Source organism: Ruegeria sp. BK1 (assembly GCF_056535645.1).
The window spans coordinates 316,237-335,085 of sequence record NZ_JBQFIS010000001.1; the positions used below are offsets into that span (position 1 = coordinate 316,237).

At 59.8% G+C, this 18,849-nt stretch carries 15 protein-coding genes and 1 tRNA gene; 6 read left to right on the forward strand and 10 right to left on the reverse strand.

The window, feature by feature from the left end:
* The first annotated feature begins 3 nt into the window (after positions 1–3).
* The 6 genes from ACR3E7_RS01540 (at position 4) to ACR3E7_RS01565 (ending at position 7,272) form a co-directional block, all read left to right on the forward strand.
* Positions 4–1,032 carry an SIS domain-containing protein gene (locus ACR3E7_RS01540; RefSeq protein ID WP_170769092.1) on the forward strand — a complete coding sequence of 343 codons (1,029 nt, stop codon included), beginning with the start codon at positions 4–6 and terminating at the stop codon, positions 1,030–1,032.
* The gene (nagA, locus tag ACR3E7_RS01545; protein WP_480503250.1) at positions 1,029–2,150 is read left to right on the forward strand and encodes an N-acetylglucosamine-6-phosphate deacetylase; all 1,122 of its coding nucleotides are present in this window, start codon (positions 1,029–1,031) and stop codon (positions 2,148–2,150) included. The genes ACR3E7_RS01540 and nagA overlap by 4 nt, the downstream gene beginning before the upstream one ends.
* A gap of 121 nt (positions 2,151–2,271) precedes the next feature.
* A tRNA-Gly gene (locus ACR3E7_RS01550) sits at positions 2,272–2,346 on the forward strand.
* 127 nt (positions 2,347–2,473) lie between these two features.
* Positions 2,474–4,294, forward strand: a complete 1,821-nt coding sequence (locus ACR3E7_RS01555) for an ABC transporter transmembrane domain-containing protein (protein ID WP_170788223.1) — start codon at positions 2,474–2,476, stop codon at positions 4,292–4,294.
* 151 nt (positions 4,295–4,445) lie between these two features.
* Complete coding sequence (locus ACR3E7_RS01560; protein WP_170769095.1) at positions 4,446–6,335, forward strand: acyl-CoA synthetase; 1,890 nt, start codon at positions 4,446–4,448, stop codon at positions 6,333–6,335.
* A gap of 13 nt (positions 6,336–6,348) precedes the next feature.
* Positions 6,349–7,272 carry an alpha/beta hydrolase gene (locus ACR3E7_RS01565; RefSeq protein ID WP_480503249.1) on the forward strand — a complete coding sequence of 308 codons (924 nt, stop codon included), beginning with the start codon at positions 6,349–6,351 and terminating at the stop codon, positions 7,270–7,272.
* Here the strand turns inward: ACR3E7_RS01565 and ACR3E7_RS01570 are convergent, their stop codons facing one another.
* The 10 genes from ACR3E7_RS01570 to ACR3E7_RS01615 form a co-directional block, all read right to left on the reverse strand.
* On the reverse strand, positions 7,273–8,109 hold the full coding sequence (locus ACR3E7_RS01570) for an alkaline phosphatase family protein (protein WP_480503248.1): 837 nt from the start codon (positions 8,107–8,109) through the stop codon (positions 7,273–7,275).
* Between the two features lie 138 nt (positions 8,110–8,247).
* Positions 8,248–9,885 (reverse strand): ABC transporter ATP-binding protein, encoded by a 1,638-nt coding sequence (locus tag ACR3E7_RS01575; protein ID WP_170783936.1) that lies wholly within the window; start codon positions 9,883–9,885, stop codon positions 8,248–8,250.
* Positions 9,882–10,697, reverse strand: coding sequence for an ABC transporter permease (locus tag ACR3E7_RS01580; protein WP_480503367.1), 816 nt, complete (start codon positions 10,695–10,697; stop codon positions 9,882–9,884). The genes ACR3E7_RS01575 and ACR3E7_RS01580 overlap by 4 nt, the downstream gene beginning before the upstream one ends.
* The gene (locus ACR3E7_RS01585) at positions 10,697–11,653 is read right to left on the reverse strand and encodes an ABC transporter permease (protein WP_480503247.1); all 957 of its coding nucleotides are present in this window, start codon (positions 11,651–11,653) and stop codon (positions 10,697–10,699) included. The genes ACR3E7_RS01580 and ACR3E7_RS01585 overlap by 1 nt, the downstream gene beginning before the upstream one ends.
* Before the next feature lie 15 nt (positions 11,654–11,668).
* The gene (locus ACR3E7_RS01590) at positions 11,669–13,255 is read right to left on the reverse strand and encodes an ABC transporter substrate-binding protein (protein WP_480503246.1); all 1,587 of its coding nucleotides are present in this window, start codon (positions 13,253–13,255) and stop codon (positions 11,669–11,671) included.
* 118 nt (positions 13,256–13,373) lie between these two features.
* Positions 13,374–15,365, reverse strand: a complete 1,992-nt coding sequence (locus tag ACR3E7_RS01595) for a CocE/NonD family hydrolase (RefSeq protein WP_480503245.1) — start codon at positions 15,363–15,365, stop codon at positions 13,374–13,376.
* 51 nt (positions 15,366–15,416) lie between these two features.
* Positions 15,417–16,520, reverse strand: coding sequence for a glycerate kinase type-2 family protein (locus ACR3E7_RS01600; protein WP_480503244.1), 1,104 nt, complete (start codon positions 16,518–16,520; stop codon positions 15,417–15,419).
* Positions 16,520–16,957: a D-aminoacyl-tRNA deacylase gene (dtd, locus tag ACR3E7_RS01605; RefSeq protein WP_480503243.1), complete on the reverse strand. Its 438-nt coding sequence runs from the start codon at positions 16,955–16,957 to the stop codon at positions 16,520–16,522. The genes ACR3E7_RS01600 and dtd overlap by 1 nt, the downstream gene beginning before the upstream one ends.
* Before the next feature lie 30 nt (positions 16,958–16,987).
* The gene (locus ACR3E7_RS01610; protein WP_480503241.1) at positions 16,988–17,656 is read right to left on the reverse strand and encodes a nitroreductase; all 669 of its coding nucleotides are present in this window, start codon (positions 17,654–17,656) and stop codon (positions 16,988–16,990) included.
* Between the two features lie 88 nt (positions 17,657–17,744).
* A complete protein-coding gene (locus tag ACR3E7_RS01615) occupies positions 17,745–18,833 on the reverse strand; it encodes a TFIIB-type zinc finger domain-containing protein (RefSeq protein WP_480503240.1) in 1,089 nt (362 codons plus the stop codon).
* Between the last annotated feature and the right edge of the window lie 16 nt (positions 18,834–18,849).

The window sequence follows — 18,849 nt, forward strand, 5'->3', positions numbered from 1 at the left end:
CCGATGTCCGAACATACATCCAAGATGCGTCAGGAAATTCTGGAAATTCCCGATGCGGTCGACCGGCTGCTGGGCAGTGGCGCGGCCAATATTCAAAACGCCGCAGGGCTGGTCCGCGACGCCGATCCGCGGTTTATGATCACTGTGGCGCGCGGGTCGTCGGACCATGCGTGCAGCTATCTGAAATATGCCAGTGAGTTGCTCCTTGGTCTGCCTGTGGCCTCGGTCGGGCCGTCAGTCAGTTCAATCTACGGGGCCGATCTGATGGCGCGGAGGGCGGTCTGTGTGTCTGTGTCGCAGTCCGGCCAAAGCCCCGACATCGTGGGGTTGACGCGGTCGTTGCGGTCTTCGGGCGCGGTGGCACTGGCGATCACAAACAATTCAACCTCGCGTCTGGCAGAAACCGCTGATGCGGTGCTGCCGCTGCACGCCGGTCCTGAACTGAGCGTTGCGGCGACCAAGACCTTCGTAACCTCGCTTGTCGCGGGTCTGTGGATGCTGGCCGAGGTCAAAGGGGATGCCGACTTGCTGGCGGCTATCCGGGCTCTGCCCGCCCAATTGGACCGCGCAGCCCGATGCGACTGGTCCGCAGCGGCGTCTGCGATCACGGGGCGGTCGCTGTTCACGCTGGGCCGGGGGCCGTCCTTTGCGGTGTCGGGCGAGGCGGCGTTAAAGATCAAGGAGACCTGCCAGATTCACGCTGAAAGCTATTCTGCTGCCGAAGTGCTGCACGGCCCCGTCTCGATCGTTGAAGAGGGGTTCCCTGCAATCATTTTCGCTGCTCAGGATGCGGCGGAGGAGACAACCGCGCAGGCTGCTGATGCTTTGGCTGAAAAAGGCGCGGTGGTTTTTGCGACGACGGATCGGGTCACGCGAGCGCAGTCTTTGCCGGTCGAGCGCACGGATCACTGGATCACCGATCCGATCACGGCGATCACCGCCTTCTACAGCATGGTCGAATCGGTTGCCAGTATGCGAGGAATCGACCCTGATGCGCCACGCCACCTCAAGAAAGTGACCGAGACGGTATGACAACGAACAGGGTGATCTTTCGAAACGGGGAAATCTTTGATGGTAAGCGGTTGCTGTATGATCATGCGTTGGTCTTTGACGGCGATGCGACCGGGAGGATTGTGTCCGATGCGGATATAGCGACCGGTGACTATGTCGATCTGAACGGAGACATCGTCAGCCCCGGTTATGTGGACTTGCAGGTGAATGGTGGCGATGGGGTCATGCTGAATGACGTCCCCTCGGTCGAAACGATCCGGCGCATCGCGCAGGCTCATCGCCGGTTGGGGGTCGCCGCGCTGCTGCCGACTTTGATCACGGATACGGCCGATAAGACCCGTGCCGCGATTGATGCTGCCATTCACGCCGTCAATGAGGGCGTGCCGGGCGTCGCCGGGTTACATCTGGAGGGGCCCCACCTGTCGGTTGCGCGCAAAGGGGCGCATGATGGCGATCTGATCTGTCCGATGTCTGATGCAGACCTCGCTGCCTTGATAGAGGCGGCGGGTCATCTGCCCTGTCTCAAAGTGACTGTGGCGCCCGAATCGGTCTCAGAGCAGCAGGTTCGCGCGCTAAGCGATGCGGGTGTACTGGTATCGTTGGGGCACACTGATGCGGATTTCGCCACCTGCCAGCGCTATGCCGCCGCTGGTGCGCGATGTGTGACCCATCTGTTCAACGCCATGAGCCAGTTGGGCAACCGCGAACCCGGATTGGTCGGCGCGGCGCTGTCGAATGGTGGGTTTTCGGCCGGGCTGATTGCTGATGGCATCCATGTCCACCCGCAGGTCATGCGGGCGGCGTGGGCGGCTAAAACCGGACCGGGGCAAATCTATCTGGTCAGCGACGCGATGGCGGTTGCAGGAACGGATCAATCCGAGTTTCGTCTGGAAGGGCGCAGGATCACCCGCACTGACGGGCGGCTGACGCTGGAAGACGGGACGCTGGCTGGCGCGGATCTGGATTTGACGACTGCCATCCGGGTGCTGGTCACGCAAGTGGGCGTGCCTTTGCCTGCGGCGCTGGTCGCTGCCACCACCTATCCTGCACAGTTGATCGGGCGAATGCCGGGCGCTGCCATCACCCGAGACAGCATGATCCGCATCAGCGGAACGCTCGACAAGTGCGCGTGGCTGTAGGCAGTCGCGCCCTTTTTCTGCCGCACCGGGCGGGAGATTATTTTCCAGGAATGATTTTGAAATCCGGCACCGAACGGCGCTTGACGCCATCTGACGCATCGCTTAAACCGACCTCCGCTGAGCGGGCGTCGTATACTGGCTATTACCTCAGCCTTCCAAGCTGATGAAGCGGGTTCGATTCCCGCCGCCCGCTCCAGATCAGCCCTTACATTCTGCGTCAAAAGGCCCGTTTGAGGCTGCATTTCTGCCGTGCAGCTTGACCCCACCTGCACTGACCGCCAAGAAGCGCATTAGTAAGTTTGAACACGACGTAGGGCCCAGTCATGGCAAGAAACGCCTCAGCCAGTCCATCCGCAAAAGCTGCGCCCGGCGCTAGCGAAGAGCGCGCGCGATCCCGGAAAATAGGCGTTCTGGCCTCACTTTGGCCCTTCATGAAGCCGTACCGCCTGTTGATGATCGGGGCGACGCTGGCATTGATCCTCACGGCCAGTATGACGCTGACCCTGCCACTGGCCGTGCGCCGAGTGGTCGACAATTTCCGCATCGAAGATGGCGAGCTGCTGGATTGGTATTTTCTGGCCGCGCTGGGCATTGCTGGAATTTTGGCCATCGGTACAGGCATCCGCTATTCGCTGGTGACGCGGCTGGGTGAACGCGTGGTGGCCGATATTCGCAAGGCCGTCTTCGATCGCGTCATCGGGATGAGCCCCGAATTCTACGAACGGATTATGACCGGAGAAGTTCTAAGCCGGATCACCACAGACACCACGTTGATCCAGTCGGTGCTGGGTTCATCCGTGTCGATTGCACTGCGCAACATGTTGATGTTTGTCGGCGGATTGGTGCTGATGTTGCTGACCTCGGCCAAGCTAACAGCGATGGTCCTTCTGCTGATCCCGCTGGTCGTAGTACCGATTCTGGTTCTGGGTCGCCGTCTGCGGGTCATCAGCCGCGAAAATCAGGACTGGATCGCCGCCTCATCCGGCAATGCAGGCGAGGCACTGAGTGCGGTTCAGACCGTTCAGGCGTTTACCCACGAACAGGCAAGCCGCGCTCAGTTCGGTGAGATGACAGAAACTTCGTACGAAGTTTCTCTGCGCCGAATCCAGACTCGTGCGGTGCTGACGGTGATCGTGATTTTTCTGGTCTTCTCCGGCATCGTGGGCGTTTTGTGGATGGGGGCGAATGACGTCCGTAACGGCGTGATGACCGAGGGCGTTTTGATCCAGTTCGTGATCTATTCGATCATCATGGCAGGCTCGGTCGCTGCCCTGTCCGAGATCTGGAGCGAACTTCAGCGCGCCGCGGGGGCGACCGAACGCCTGGTTGAATTGCTGAATTCACAAGACACGGTGAACGATCCAACGGCGGCCAAAGCGCTGCCTGCACCCGTGCGTGGCGAAATCAGGTTTGAAAACGTAACCTTCCGTTATCCCGCGCGCCCCGATGTTGTTGCGCTGGACCAGATGTCGTTGACCGTAAGTCCTGGCGAAACAGTTGCCTTTGTTGGTCCTTCTGGTGCAGGCAAAACGACTGTCATTCAGATGATCCAGCGGTTTTATGACCCAGACGCTGGTGGCGTTAGTCTGGACGGTGTCGACCTGCGCAACCTGAACCGGGCTGAATTCCGCCGCCACATGGCGCTGGTGCCGCAGGACCCGACGATCTTTGCCGCATCGGCCCGCGAGAACATTCGCTTTGGTCGTCTGGACGCAACAGATGCCGAGGTCGAGGCCGCCGCCCGCGCCGCTGCCGCGCATGATTTCATCTCGGTGTTGCCAGAAGGCTATGACAGTTTTGTCGGCGAGCGCGGGGTGATGCTGTCGGGCGGTCAGAAACAGCGCATCGCCATCGCGCGCGCCATCCTGCGCGATGCACCGGTTCTGCTGCTGGACGAGGCGACCTCGGCGCTGGATGCAGAAAGTGAGCGCGCGGTGCAGGGGGCCGTGGATCAGATGCGCGCCGGACGAACCACTCTGATCGTGGCGCACCGTCTGGCCACCGTCAAAAAGGCCGACCGTATCGTGGTGATGGAGGCAGGCCAAATTGTGGCACAGGGCACCCATGACGACCTGGTAGCACAAGATGGGCTATATGCACGTCTGGCACGACTTCAGTTCACAGACGGGGTCGCGGCTGAATAGGCTGACGCGAGGGAAAGGCCTAACCGCCGCAGCGTCATTTTGTTTTTCTGACTCTGTGCCACTAAGCCCTTGCTTGAACCAGCGCGGTTTTGCACCCATCCTAATGTGGAATAATCCGCGCGAAGCGTGCGGCACAATAGGGAGGAGACGCATGGCCTTTGAGGGGATCGACGACAAGGTAAAACTTGAACAAGAAATGCCGTGGGAGGATCGGGATATCCCGGTCACGTTCCACCAGATGCTGTCTCGTACAGCGGCCCGGTATCCGAATAGCAGCGCGGTCAGTTTCCAACTGTTTTCCGGCCCTACGGACAAGGCCGAGACGCTGACATGGTCGGACTTGCTGGGCAAGGTCAATCAGGCCGCCAACCTGTTTCGGTCGCTGGGCGTCGGGGAAAAGGATGTGGTCGCTTATATCCTGCCCAACTGCAACGAAACGCTGATCACCATGATGGGTGGCGCAGTTGCGGGGATCGTCAACCCGATCAATCCGCTGCTGGAGCCTGAACAGATTGCGGCCATTTTACGGGAAACGGGTGCCAAGGTGGTTGTGACGCTCAAGTCCTTCCCCAAGACCGATGTGGCGCAAAAAGTGGAAGAGGCCGTGCGCCATGCACCCAAGGTCAACACCATCCTTGAGATTGACCTGAATCGCTATCTGACGCCGCCCAAGTCATGGATCGTTCCTTTCCTGCGTCCCAAAATGGGCGACAAGGAACATCTGGCTCACGCGGATTACAAAAGCTTCAACGCCGAATTGGCCAAGCAACCAACCACGCTGACATTCGAAGACAGCAAGGAAGACCGCGTTGCCTGCTATTTCCATACCGGCGGCACAACGGGCATGCCCAAAGTGGCGCAGCACAAGTACTCGGGCCTGATCTATAACGGTTGGCTGGGCGATACGCTGCTGTTCTCGGAAGAGGACGTGGTCATGTGCCCGCTGCCGATGTTCCATGTATTTGCAGTGCATGTGATCATGATGGCAGCCGTATCTTCGGGCGCGCATGTGATCTTCCCAACGCCGCAGGGCTATCGTGGTGATGGTGTCTTTGACAATTTCTGGAAGCTGATCGAACGCTGGAAAGTGACGTTCATCATCACCGTGCCTACCGCGATTGCCGCCAAGATGCAGCGCCCCGTGGATGCCGATATCTCAACCGTCAAAACCGCGTTCTCGGGCTCAGCCCCCTTGCCCGTGGAGCTGTTCCGTAGATTTGAAGAGGCCACAGGTGTCACCATTGTCGAAGGGTACGGCCTGACCGAAGCGACATGCCTTGTGTCTTGCAACCCGGTGGATGGTGAGAAAAAGATCGGCTCGATCGGGATTCCGTTCCCCTATACGGACGTCAAAATATTGACCGACGGACCGGATGGACCAGTGGAATCTGCGGCCAACGAAATCGGTGAAATTTGCGTTTCCAATCCCGGCGTTTATGCGGGCAATACCTATACCGAATCGGAAAAGAACGTCGACCTCTACCACTTTGACTCATATCTGCGCACGGGCGATCTGGGGCGGTTCGATGAGGATGGCTATCTGTGGATCACCGGACGTGCCAAGGATCTGATCATCCGGGGTGGACACAACATCGATCCCGCTGAAATTGAAGAGGCCCTTCTGGGCCACGACGCGGTCGCCTTCGCTGGGGCCATCGGTCAGCCCGATGCCTACGCAGGTGAGGTGCCTTGCGCCTTTGTCGAGCTGGTTGACGGTGCCTCGGTCACCGAGCAGGAGTTGATGGAATACTGCGACGTTCACGTCCACGAACGTGCCGCGCAGCCCAAGCATATGACCATTCTCGATGAATTGCCGAAAACCGCGGTGGGCAAAGTGTTCAAGCCAGAACTGCGGAAACAGGCGATCACCCGTATCTACAATGGCGCGCTGGAAAAGGCGGGCGTGGATGCGCGGGTCGTCTCGGTGCTCGATGATAAAAAGCGTGGTCTTGTTGCACAGCTTGACGCGAACGGCTCCTCAGAGGACGATGTCAGCAAAGTGCTGGGCGCATTCACCCGGCCATGGGAATGGGCTGCCTGATCGCGGAGGGGACATGGATTATGAACGCCTGATTGATGAAGAAACTTGGGCGTTCATAAGCAGGACAGCCGAAAGCTATCCCGATGATGCGGTCGATCTTTCGATCCAAGATCAGCGCGGGGTCTATGACGCGATGTGTCGTGACTTTCGGCAGCCGCGCCCGATGGGGGTCGAGGCTGAGGACAAGCACGCCGACGGCGTGCTTGTTCGCGTCTATACTGCCGGTGATCCGACGCGGACGGTGGTTTATCTGCATGGCGGTGGTTTTGTTGTCGGTGGGCTGGACAGCCATGACGACGTTTGCGCCGAGATTTGTGCGCAGACGGGATATCGGGTGGTGGCGGTAGACTATCGTCTTTGCCCTGAACATGTGCACCCCGCGCAGTTTCAGGACGCATGGACGGCAGTGAACTGGGCCGCGAAGGAATATGGCGACGCGCTGGTATTGGCGGGGGACAGTGCAGGAGGCAATCTGGCTGCTGCCGTCACCCATCATGCACGGCGTCGGCTGGATACGATTTTGGGGCAGGTTCTGATCTATCCCGGTTTGGGTGGTGATCGGACCAAGGGATCGTATCTGGAACATGCCCACGCGCCGCTTTTGACGCTGGATGATATCGTTTTCTACGAAAAGGTGCGGTGCAGCGGAGAACCTCCGCAGGGCGATCCGACCTACGCGCCGTTGCAGGACAGCGATTTCTCGAACCTGCCTCCGACCGTGGTTGTGACTGCTGATTGCGACCCGCTGCGCGATGACGGGCCCGACTATTGCGCCCAGATCACGCTGGCCGGAGGGCTTGCCCATTGCATCAACGAACCAGGCCTTGTGCATGGCTATCTGCGGGCGCGCACCTCGGTTAAACGCGCCGCAGACAGTTTTGAGCGGATATCCGTCGCTATTGAGGCATTGGGCCAACAGATCTGGCCCTACGACTGATTACTTCAAGAACGGCTTGGCTTTCATCGTCTCGGCGATTGGTGCGCCCATCCGGTTCAGGATCGTGGGTGCCAGTTGCAACTGGTCGATCACCGTATCAGCCTCGGGGCCTTTGGCATCGCCGAAATAATACAGTGCTGTTTCCTGTTGCAGTGGTCCGCGCCCGCCGTGATGACCTCGTTCATCCTGCCCGTGGTCGGCGGTGACGATCACTTCATAGCCCAACTGCCGCCAGCGGTGGATGAATGGGGCCAGCATCTCGTCTGCGACGAAACAGGCGTGGTCCATTTCCTCGCAATCATGGAAGAACCGGTGCCCCATGCTGTCCAGGGTACAGGCGTGTAGAATGCCGTAATCCAGTCCGAAGCGCAGGCACAGGTTGGTCAGGGTGGCATAGAGATCGACATCGGACGGCGTCATCTGGTTCGCCTTGCCGTAGCCGGTCATTGTGTGGAACCGACCGTGATTGATTGTGGTGCTGTCCGGCTCGTCATATTCCACGTCCCGCACATAGTCGAAGGGATGGCGGTTGAAGAACTGCGACCAATAGCTGTGGGTGACAGCTCCGGTGACGCCTCCGGCCTCGCGAACCTGGCTGAACACGTCCTTGTGGCTCAGGCGGAAGACATTGCCGTTACCGGTGCAGCCATGTTCCTGTGGCGTCACCCCGGTGTGGATCGAGGCATAGCAACTGGCCGAGGTTGATGGCAGCACCGAGCGCAACTTCCACACGCGCGCCTCGCCGCTGTCAACCCAGCCTTCAAGGTTGCCGAACAGACGGCGGAAATTGCGCCAGGGAACACCGTCGAGGATGATGAGAAGAAGTTTGCGGTCCATGGTTCGGCCTTTTCATGGGATCTTTCGGCGACCCTACGAGATTCGCAGGGCAGGGGCAGCTTGTTCACGCCCCAAATAGCAAAATCCCGACACCTGTTTATGACAAGCGCCGGGATTTTTTGATTGTTTTGCGCGGGATCAGTTCCCGGCGCTTTCCATCTTGCGGTGGGCGACCACCTCTTCCAGCCAGCCCAGATGCATTTCGGGCACCGAGCTGAGCAGAAGGTCGGTGTAGTCGTCGAACGGTGGGCTCAGCACTTGTGATTTCGGGCCATAGCGGACCACGCGACCCTGATACATCACCGCGATACTGTCGCTGATCGCACGGACTGTCGCCAGATCGTGGGTAATGAACAGATAGGCCACGTCCTCGATCTTTTGCAGGTCCAGAAGCAGTTTCAGGATGCCGTCCGCCACCAGCGGATCCAGTGCCGAGGTGACCTCGTCGCAGATGATCATCTTGGGCTTGGCCGCCAGTGACCGCGCGATGCAGACACGCTGTTTCTGCCCACCAGACAGTTCTGCTGGATAGCGGTCGATGAACTTCTCGCCCAGCTCAATTTCATCCAGCAGTTCCACGATCCGCTTGCGTTTTTCAGCACCGCGCATATTGAAGTAGAACTCCAGCGGCCGGCCGATGATGGTGCCCACGGTTTGACGCGGGTTCATCGCAACGTCGGCCATCTGGTAGATCATCTGCAACTCGCGCAGGTCCTCGCGGGTGCGTCCCTTGAGGTCAGGCGACAACTTACGCCCGTTGAACGTGATCTCACCTTCACGAGGAGGCAGCAAGCCAGTAATCACCCGCGCCAACGTGGACTTGCCCGAGCCGGATTCGCCCACAACTGCCAGTGTCTGCCCAGGATGGAGGTCAACATTGACGTTGTGCAGCACGTCGAAATTCAGCCCCTTGTAGCGCGCAGTGATGCCGGCAATGCTCAGCACCGGTTCCGCTGTGGGCTGTTTCTCCTCATGCTCGATGGACCGGACCGAGACAAGCGCCTTGGTATAGTCTTCCTGCGGGTTGTTGATGATCTGGTCGGTATTGCCGTATTCGACCGTGTTGCCCATGCGCAAAACCATGATGTCATCGCTCACCTGCGCAACGACGGCAAGGTCATGGGTGATATAGAGCGCGGCAACGCCAGTATCCGCGATGGCTTCCTTGATAGCCATCAGAACGTCGATCTGCGTGGTCACATCCAACGCCGTGGTGGGTTCGTCGAACACCACCAGATCAGGCTCGGGGCACAGGGCCAGTGCCGTCATGCAACGCTGCAACTGCCCGCCTGAGACCTGGTGCGGGTAGCGGTTACCAATATTGTCCGGGTCCGGCAGACCCAGCTTAGCGAACAGCTCACGCGCGCGGGCTTCGGCTTCTTTCCGGCTGAACTTTTTCTGCTCAACTGCGGCCTCAACCACCTGATCCATGATCTTCTTGGCTGGGTTGAAGGACGCCGCGGCAGATTGGGACACATATGTGACCTCACCCCCGCGCAACTTGCGGATATCGCCGTGCGACGACTTGAGGATATCACGCCCGTTAACCCAGACCTCGCCCCCGGTGATCTTTACACCGCCCCGGCCATAGGCCATCGAGGCAAGACCGATGGTAGACTTGCCGGCCCCGGATTCACCGATCAACCCCAGCACCTTGCCGCGTTCGAGGTCAAAATCGACTCCGTGCACGATTTCGATGTCATGGGGCTTTTCGCCTGGCGGATAGACTGTCGCGCCAATCTTGAGGCCACGGACTTTGAGAAGCGGTTCACTCATCCCCGGCCTCCTTTCAGTGATGTGGTGCGGTTCAAGATCCAGTCAGCCACAAGGTTGACCGAGATCGCCAACGTAGCGATGGCCACAGCCGGATACAGTGCCGCGCCGATGCCGTAGACGATGCCGTCCTTGTTTTCCTTCACGATCCCGCCCCAATCGGCCAGCGGCGGCTGAACACCCAGGCCCAGGAACGACAGGGTCGAGATGAACAGAACCATGAAGATGAACCGTAGCCCGAACTCGGCCACCAATGGCGACAGGGCGTTGGGCAGGATCTCGCGGAAGATGACCCAAGAGCGTCCTTCTCCGCGCAGCTTGGCGGCCTCGACATAGTCCATGACGTTGATGTCCACCGCGACCGAGCGCGACAGGCGGTAGGGGCGCGTTGCATCCAGCAGGCCCATCACCAGGATCAGGATCGGAACGGTTACGGGCACGATGGCCAGAATGACCAAGGCCAGGATCAGCGTCGGGATCGACATAATCAGGTCAACCGTCCGGCTGAGAACCTGATCCGCCCAGCCACCAAGAACCGCAGCCAGCAGGCCCAGGGAGGTGCCGGTGAGAAAGCTGAGGATCGTAGCGGCCGCGGCGATAAAGATCGTCGTGCGCCCACCATAGATCATGCGGGTCAGCAGGTCGCGACCGATGTTGTCGGTACCCAGCAGATGCGCGGAGCTTGAAGGCTCCCACACATCGCCGACGACCTCGGCCATGCCATAGGGGGCGATCAGCGGGGCGGCGAAGGCGACGAAGAAATACAGGCCCGTAAAAAACAGACCGATCATCGCCGAAATAGGGATATTCTTCATCATTTCGGGTGCCTCAGTCTTGGGTTGGCAAGGATCGAGACGATGTCAGCCACCATATTCAGCCCGATATAGACGGCGGCAAAGACAACGCCGCAGGCCAGAACAACAGGCACGTCACGTTTTGTCACCGAGTCGACCAGATACTGGCCCATGCCGGGATAAACGAACACCACCTCAACCACGACGACGCCCACGACCAGATAGGCCAGGTTCAGCATCACGACGTTGACGATTGGTGAAATTGCATTGGGAAACGCATGCCGGGCAATGACCTGAAAGTTCGACAGGCCCTTCAACTCGGCCGTTTCGATATAGGCCGATTGCATCAGGTTCAGGATCGCGGCGCGGGTCATGCGCATCATCTGCGCCAGAACCACCAGAGTCAGCACGAAGGCGGGCAGGGCGATGGCGTTCAGTTTTTGACCGAATGACATCGACTCGTTAATCATCGCCAGCGATGAGAACCATCCCAGTTTCACCGAGACGAAGTAGATCACCACGTAGCCGATCAGGAATTCCGGTATCGAAACCGTGGTCAGGGTGATCGCAGAAATCAGTTTATCCGGCCAGCGATTGCGGAACCGGACGGCCAGAAGACCCAAAAAGATCGCAAGCGGAACCGACACGACTGCGGCGGCACAGGCCAAAAACAGGGTATTGCCCAAACGTTTGCCGATGCTTTCAGCGATATCCAGCTTGTTGGTCAGTGATTGTCCCAGATCGCCCTGTAAAATACCCCCCAGCCACTCGAAATAGCGGGTCAGGGCAGGGCGGTTGAGGCCCATTTCCTCGCGCAGGTTTGCCAGAGATTCAGGGGTTGCGGACTGCCCCAGGACGGCTTGCGCGGCGTCTCCGGGAAGGGCTTCGGTCAGGCCAAAAATCAGGGCCGAAGCGCCGAGCAGCAAGAGGAGTCCCAGCGCAACGCGCTGGGAAACCAATTTGACAATAGGATGCATGATCCGTGGTCCCTATCAGGCGAACCACATCTTACGCGACATCTGGCCGTTCATCAGCTCTTGGGTCGGGTCGGTCTCCCACCCTTCCAGCTGGTTGCTGACGCCTTCGACAAAGTCGTTGAACATCGGACAGATCAGACCGCCTTCGTCGCGGACCATCTGGCCCATCTGACTGTAGATGTCTTTGCGCTTGTCAGTATCCAGTTCGGCACGGGCCTGGAACAACATCTCATCAAAGGCCGGAACCTTGAAGCGCGTGTCGTTCCAGTCGGCGCTGGACAGATACGCGGTCGAGTACATCTGATCCTGCACCGGACGGCCACCCCAATAGGACGCGCAGAAGGGCTGAACGTTCCAAACCTCGGACCAGTAGCCATCGTTGGGTTCACGCTTGATCTCCAGCGGGATACCGGCCTGAGTGGCGGTTTGCTGGAACAACGCGGCGGCGTCCACGGCACCTGGGAAGGCGCCATCGGCCACGCGCAGAATGATGGGCGAGCCGTCATGACCGGATTTCTTATAGTGCTCGGCCGCTTTTTCGACACTGAACTCACGCTGCGGGATCGATCCGTCGAACAGAGGGTAAGCTGCGTTGATCGGCATGTCATTCCCGATCGAGCCATAGCCACGCAGAACCTTGTCGACCAGTTCCTGCCGGTTGATCGCATATTTCAGCGCCAGACGCAGCTCGTTGTTGTCGAACGGTGCGGTGTCGCAATGCATGATGAACACGTAATGCCCGCGACCGGCGGTCGAATGCACGGTCAGATTGGGCGCGCGGCCCAACAAGCCAGCGACTTTGGGTTCGACCCGGTTGATCGCGTGAACCTGGCCCGATTGCAGAGCGGCAGTACGGGCAGTTGCGTCGTTGATCACGACCACTTCGACACTGTCGAAATTACCGAAATCGCTGTTCCAGTGGTTGGCGAATTTCTTGAAGACGTGGCGCACGCCCGGCTCATCTACCTCAAGCTGGTAGGGGCCTGTGCCGATACCGGCGGCCGGGTTGTCCATGCCGCCATCGGGCTGGATGATCAGGTGATAATCGGCCAGAAGATAAGGCAGGTCGGCATTCGCTTCGGACAACGTGACCTGGAAATACTCGCCATCGGCCTTCATCGACTCGATGCCCTTCATGATGCCCAAAGCACCAGACTTGGAATCTTCGTTCGAGTGGCGCTCCATGGTTTTCAGCACGTCTTCGCTGGTCATGGTCTTGCCGTTGTGGAACTCAACCCCCTGACGCAGTTTGAACGTCCAGACCTTGGCGTCCGCGCTGCCTTCGACGCTTTCGGCTACGCGCGGCTCAATCGAGCCATCGGGGGCAACTTCGATCAGTGTGTCGCCGAACTGTTTGCCGTTCGCAAACGGAACCGAGCTGGCATATGTGGCCGGGTCTAGCGAGTTGGTGGATTCGCCGCCCTGAAGGCCCAGCTTCAGATCACCGCCCTTTTTCGGGCCCGCCGCGCGCGCCGCGTCGGCAAAAATGGTGCTGGCCATGGCTGCCGAAACACCCAGAGCCGCTGCTTTCCCCATGAATTCGCGGCGGGTCAGCTTGCCCGCGGTGACCTGTTTGGTCATGTGAGTGAGTTGTTCGTTCATTATGGTCTCCCGGTTGATTGGATTCTGCCCTTGAGGGCTTTTTATTGACGCATGAGTCAAAATAGGCGGAATTCGTCCTGACGGGCAAGGGTTAATCTTGGCCCCGGCAGGTGCCGCGTCACATGTGATTGCGCGGAATTTCATCCTCCAGCTCTTTCGAAAAGATCAGGTCTTGCCCTTCGTAGGCCTTTAGCTCGGCACGGAGGTAGAAGTTTTCCGCGTCCGACCACATCGTACAGGATGTCTCTGTCCGCAGGAGGATGTCATCACGCTGCATTTCTTGCGTCCAAAGGCAATGGCCGCGTGCTGACAGCGGGTCGTCGGGATGGATCGACCACCGTTCTGTGGCCGTGCTACCATGGGTCAGGTCGTGATGGTTGTCGGTGATCAGGCCGAAATCATCTTCGATGATCAGATGGGTTTCGCCGGTGTTCATGTCCACCTCGACCCGTCGCGCATTTTTGTCGGGACGTAAAGTGGTGACATCGCGCGGAGTTTCGGATTCGGGCGGTTGAAACACCCATTCGTCAACGGTTGAGGGGCGGACGGGGATGTCAATCGTACCTTGAGTCAAATGCAACTCGGCGGCTTCGGGCGTGGGCCAAATCAAGGGCCAATAGGCGCTGGAGATCGCAACCCGCAACCGGTGCCCCTTGGGCACGCGGTACGCAATGTGATCCAAATCCAGCTTGACCTCATAGGTTTCACCGGAGGTCAACGGCGACGGCGTTGCGTGGCTATCTCGATGGGACAGGTTCAGCACCCCATAGGTGATGCGCGTCGAGGCACCGTCGGGGTGGATATGGTTCAGTCGCACAGCCAACTGGGCGTGTGGCCGGTCTGCGCTTATCTGTAGCCGCAGGTGGGGGGCACCCACGACATCCATATCGTCGGCCAGCGGGGCACTGTCGAAACACGCGGACAGCGCGTCGTCCGCGCGTTGATCGCCGGGCATGTCGGGGCCCAGCCAGATCGCGCAGTATTCGCCGCTTTCCATCCCGCAAGTTTGTGGAGACCGGATGCGTGCGTCCAATGTGCCTGCGGTGCCAAGCCCGTTATCCGCCAAGTCCAGCGTCTGAATTGGCAGATGCGTGGTTGCGCCTTTGTCTTCGGTAATCCAGCGGCCGGGGCGCTCGGTGTACCAACGTTGCGGTCGCACCCCATCCATCAGATAGGCGCGATAGTCGGGGTCCTGATCCACGCCGGTATCCGCACCTTTCAGCCAGTGGTCCCACCACCGCAGTGCCTCTTGCAGGAACCCGATCCGGGGTTCGGGCACCGCGAAATGAGGGTATTTATGCACCCAGGGGCCGACGATGCCTTTGACCGGGGCGGCAAGCTGTTCGACCAGCAGAGGTACCGTATTTTTGTAGGCATCCCCCCAGCCACCGACGGCTAAGGTTGCCGCACGGATGTCGCTGAAATCTTCGCAAACCGATCCGTGCTGCCAATAGCTATCCCGCGTCTGATGGCGCAGCCAAACCGAGGGCAAGAAGGGTTCATTCTCAAGCCGTTCAAGCCATAGCTCGCGCCAGTTCGAGCGCAGCGCCGGGTCGGGCGCGCGCGAGGAATAGGACCACATGGTGGCCCCCCAGCCCAAGTTTTCATTCAGCAGGCAACCGCCCTTATAGTGAATGTCATCCGCATATCGGTCGGCAGTCGAGCAGAGGGTTATGATCGCCTTCAGCGCCTCGGGCTGCATGGCGGCCACTTGCAACGAATTGAAACCGCCCCAGCTGATCCCCATCATTCCCACATGGCCGGTGCACCAAGGTTGTTCGGTCAGCCATTGGATGGTCGAAACCGCGTCGTCCAGCTCTTGCTGGGTGTATTCGTCCTCCATCAACCCTTCGCTGTCGCCATTGCCGCGCATGTCCACGCGGATGCAGGCATAGCCGCGCTTGGCAAACCACGGATGGGTCAGCGCATCGCGCGTCGCGGTGCTGTCGCGTTTGCGGTAGGGAAGGAATTCCAGAATGGCCGGGACCGGTGCATCATGGGCATCCACCGGACACCAGACCCGCGCCGAGAGGCGGCAGCCATCAGGCATTTGAATGCCAACATCGGGAAGGTCTTCGATCTCGCGCAACGTGTTTGAAGGGCTGGTCATGGTCTGAGTGTCAGGGCCTTGGGTTTTGGGTGTGTCATGAAAATCGTCAATTCAATCGCGGATTGCGACAAGCAGGTCCATAACATTCGTCCCGGTCGGACCTGTCACCAACAGCGCCCTGGCCTTTTCCAGAAAGCTGCCGCTGTCGGCATCGCGCAGCGCGTGTTCCGCGTCATCGCCCCATGTGGTTCCGTCGACGATGCCCCCAGCGGCCTGTGTCGGGCCATCGGTGCCATCGGTACCGCCAACGATTACCGTCAGCCCCTTGGCCCCCGCGATCTCCTTGGCCAAAGCCAGCGCAAGCGCCTGATTGCGCCCACCGCGCCCGGGGGTTTCGGGCAGGACGACGGTCGGTTCGCCCCCTAACACCATCACGCCTGTCGGCATATCGCGCAGGCGAGGGCCAAGAGCTGTCGCAACCGCCTGATAGTCGTCATGCAGCGCTTCTTCATTGGCGATGACACGCGCGCCCTCGGCCTTGGCCTGCCTGGCCGCCGCCGCGCGGGCATGGGCGTTGGAGGCCACGATCTGCGCCGTTGCTTCAAAATCGCGGGTCACGGGCAAGACGCCGATCCCCGAGCCGATCACATTCAGATCGTCGCCGGGCACGTCCGAGATCGCCAATACAGTCGCCTTGCGACCCGTGAAATGGGACAACAACCCGCCCCCCTTGATCCGCGAAAGCTTGCGGCGCTGGGCGTTCATCGCGGTGATGTCTAGCCCCTGCGACAGCAGTTGTTTGTTGAGCTGAGCCAGATCGTCCAGCGTTTTGCCCGGCACCAGATCCTCAGCCAATGAGGACGCACCGCCCGAGACCAGCAGCAGCAGATGCGCATCAGTCGACAGACCCTCGACCGATTCGCGTAGCGCCCGCCCGCCTTCCAGACTGCGCGCGTCGGGCACTGGGTGCGAGGCTTCGATGACCTGCACGTGGTCGGGCAGGTCGCCTGCATGGTCATCCTTGGTTACGACCAGCGTCGGGACTGTGCCAAAATGCTCCAGCGCAGCAAGCGCCATCGACGCCGCAGGTTTGCCCACGGCTAGTATCTGATCAGGCTTTTCGATATCGCCCAGAACCGCCTTCGTCGCGGCATAGCCACCCACGGCCTCCACTCCGGCGTTCCAGATCCGCAGGGCTTTTTCTGTTCGCTCCATCAGTTTTCCATCCAAATCGTGACCGGCCCGTCATTGACCAGCTCAACGGCCATATCCGCGCCGAACTGACCGGATTCAACGGGGATGCCGTGATCGCTCAGTTGTTGCGCGAAGGTTTCATACAGGTGCTTTCCAACCTCGGGCGGGGCAGCCTCGGAAAAGCCGGGCCGGTTCCCGCGGGACGCATCAGCGGCCAGCGTGAACTGGCTGATCACAAGTGCCGAGCCACCGATATCCAACAACGACCGGTTCATTTTACCCGCGTCATCCTTGAATATCCGCAGTTTCGAGATTTTGGCGGCAAGCTGGCCGGCCTGCGCCTCGTCATCGCCCTGCATGGCGCAAACCAGTATCATCATCCCTTGACCGCACTGCCCGATGACAGTGCCATCGACTGAAACGCTGGCATGGCTGACCCGTTGTAGAACTGCGCGCAAAATTTTTCTCCGTAGGTATTAGTATCGCGATTACCCGACCCAGTTCACAAATGCCTCGGGGGCGGCGCGGGCGGTTCGGAAGCAATTTGCGGGGTGATCGGTGTCGGCATAGCCAAACGAGATCGCACACAGGATCAAGCGGTCGTCGGCAATATCGAAATAACGGTGCAGGAACGGGCTATAGCTGGCCAGTGCCGCCTGTGGAATGGTCGCCACCCCCAAGGCCTGCGCCGCAAGGGTGAATGCGGTAACGAACCCGCCACAATCCAGCGCGCCGTAAGATCCAAGCTCGAGCGGGCTTGAAATGATCGCGCAATGCGGCGCACCAAACAGCGCGAAATTCTGCATCATCTGTTCGGCAGATGCGGCGCGGTCGCCGCGCTGTACCCCGACTGCCTCGTACAGCGCCCAGCCACATTCGCGTCGGCGGTCCCGATAGACGCCGGAATAAGAGGTCGGGAACGGCAGGTCGGGTTCGTGTGAGGCAGTTTGAACCTCGTCTTGCAACGCCTTGCGGAAGGCGTCGGTTTCAGCCCCGCTGGTGACAGTGACCTGCCAGGGTTGCGCATTGCACCAGCTGGGCACGCGGGCTGCGCTGGTCAGGATCTGTTCGATCTGCTCTTTCGGAACGGGATCGGAGCGAAACGCACGGCAGGAATGGCGCTGGTCCAGCAATCTGTTCAGATCGGATAGCGTCACACTGACCTCCCCTTCGGTGTTGACGACGCGCAAGATGACGCCTGCGCTTGGGATGTTCAAGCGATTAAAACACCGACCCGGTTGTTTGCTATTGCTGGCCCGTTGCCACCAAGTAACCGACCCCGGCCGCAACCAGCAGGCCCAGTGTAACAGCAATCGTGACCTTAATCGCAGACCAGGGGCGTTCGCCTTGAACGCGCCCAGTGCGGCCGTTCACGACAAACCGATAGGTCTTGCCCCGGAACTTATACGCGGCCATCCAGACCGGCAGCAGGATATGTTTGAAGGTGACATCGCGCACATCGGTGTCGACCGCATGGATGCGCTGACGGTCGCCGCCGATATCAAACCGCACGTCGCGTTCGATCACGCGGGCCATATGCGCGCGGGCCTGCCCATAGCCTTCACGCAGCTCGACCGTGTAGGCCTCTGCCCGAAATCCAGCCAGATACTCAGGCTGGTAAGGTTCAAGCGCGGGCAGATCCCATGGTTCCAGGGCGTCGGTATATGATTTGGGCAAGGATTGAGACGCCAAAACCAGCACATCGTCAAAGAACCGCGCGACACGGCCGGATTTCGGCGACCACCGCACCTTGGCCACCCGCTGCTGCACGCGCTTGCCGTCGCGCATGACCGTTCGGGTTTCATAATAAACCGTGCCCCGCTCACCCCGATAAGAGGATTTGGTGTCCGCGTCAAAGGTCCAGTAGGGTACATAAATTCCCTGCATCTTACGCCCCTTGCGGGCATAGTCTTTCAACCCGTTGGGCGCAAACCACAGCCGGCCCAACCATTCGGTCATGGCAGCATGGGCGGCGCGTTCCTCCAGTGCAAAGGGCAGAACGCCGCGCGGCTTGATATGTCGGTTCACGCCGGTATCCGTCACCACCGGCGTCGCACAGAACGGGCATTCCGCCGCGTGGGTGTCTGGATCAAACTCGACCTGAGCGGCGCAGTTCGGGCAGGACAGAACGCGGGTTTCCTCGATCTCGCTGTCAGGCAAGCGGTCGGCGATGGCGGCGTCGAAATCCAGTTCTTTCAGACTGGCCCCGCCCCACGGTCCTGCGCCGATGGCCTCGGAATGGCCGCAATGGTCGCAGGTCAGGGATCCGTCGGTCGGGTTGAAACGGTAATCCGCGCCGCATTGGTCACAGGGGAAACGGTGTTCTTCTGTCATTTAACAGCCCTACGAA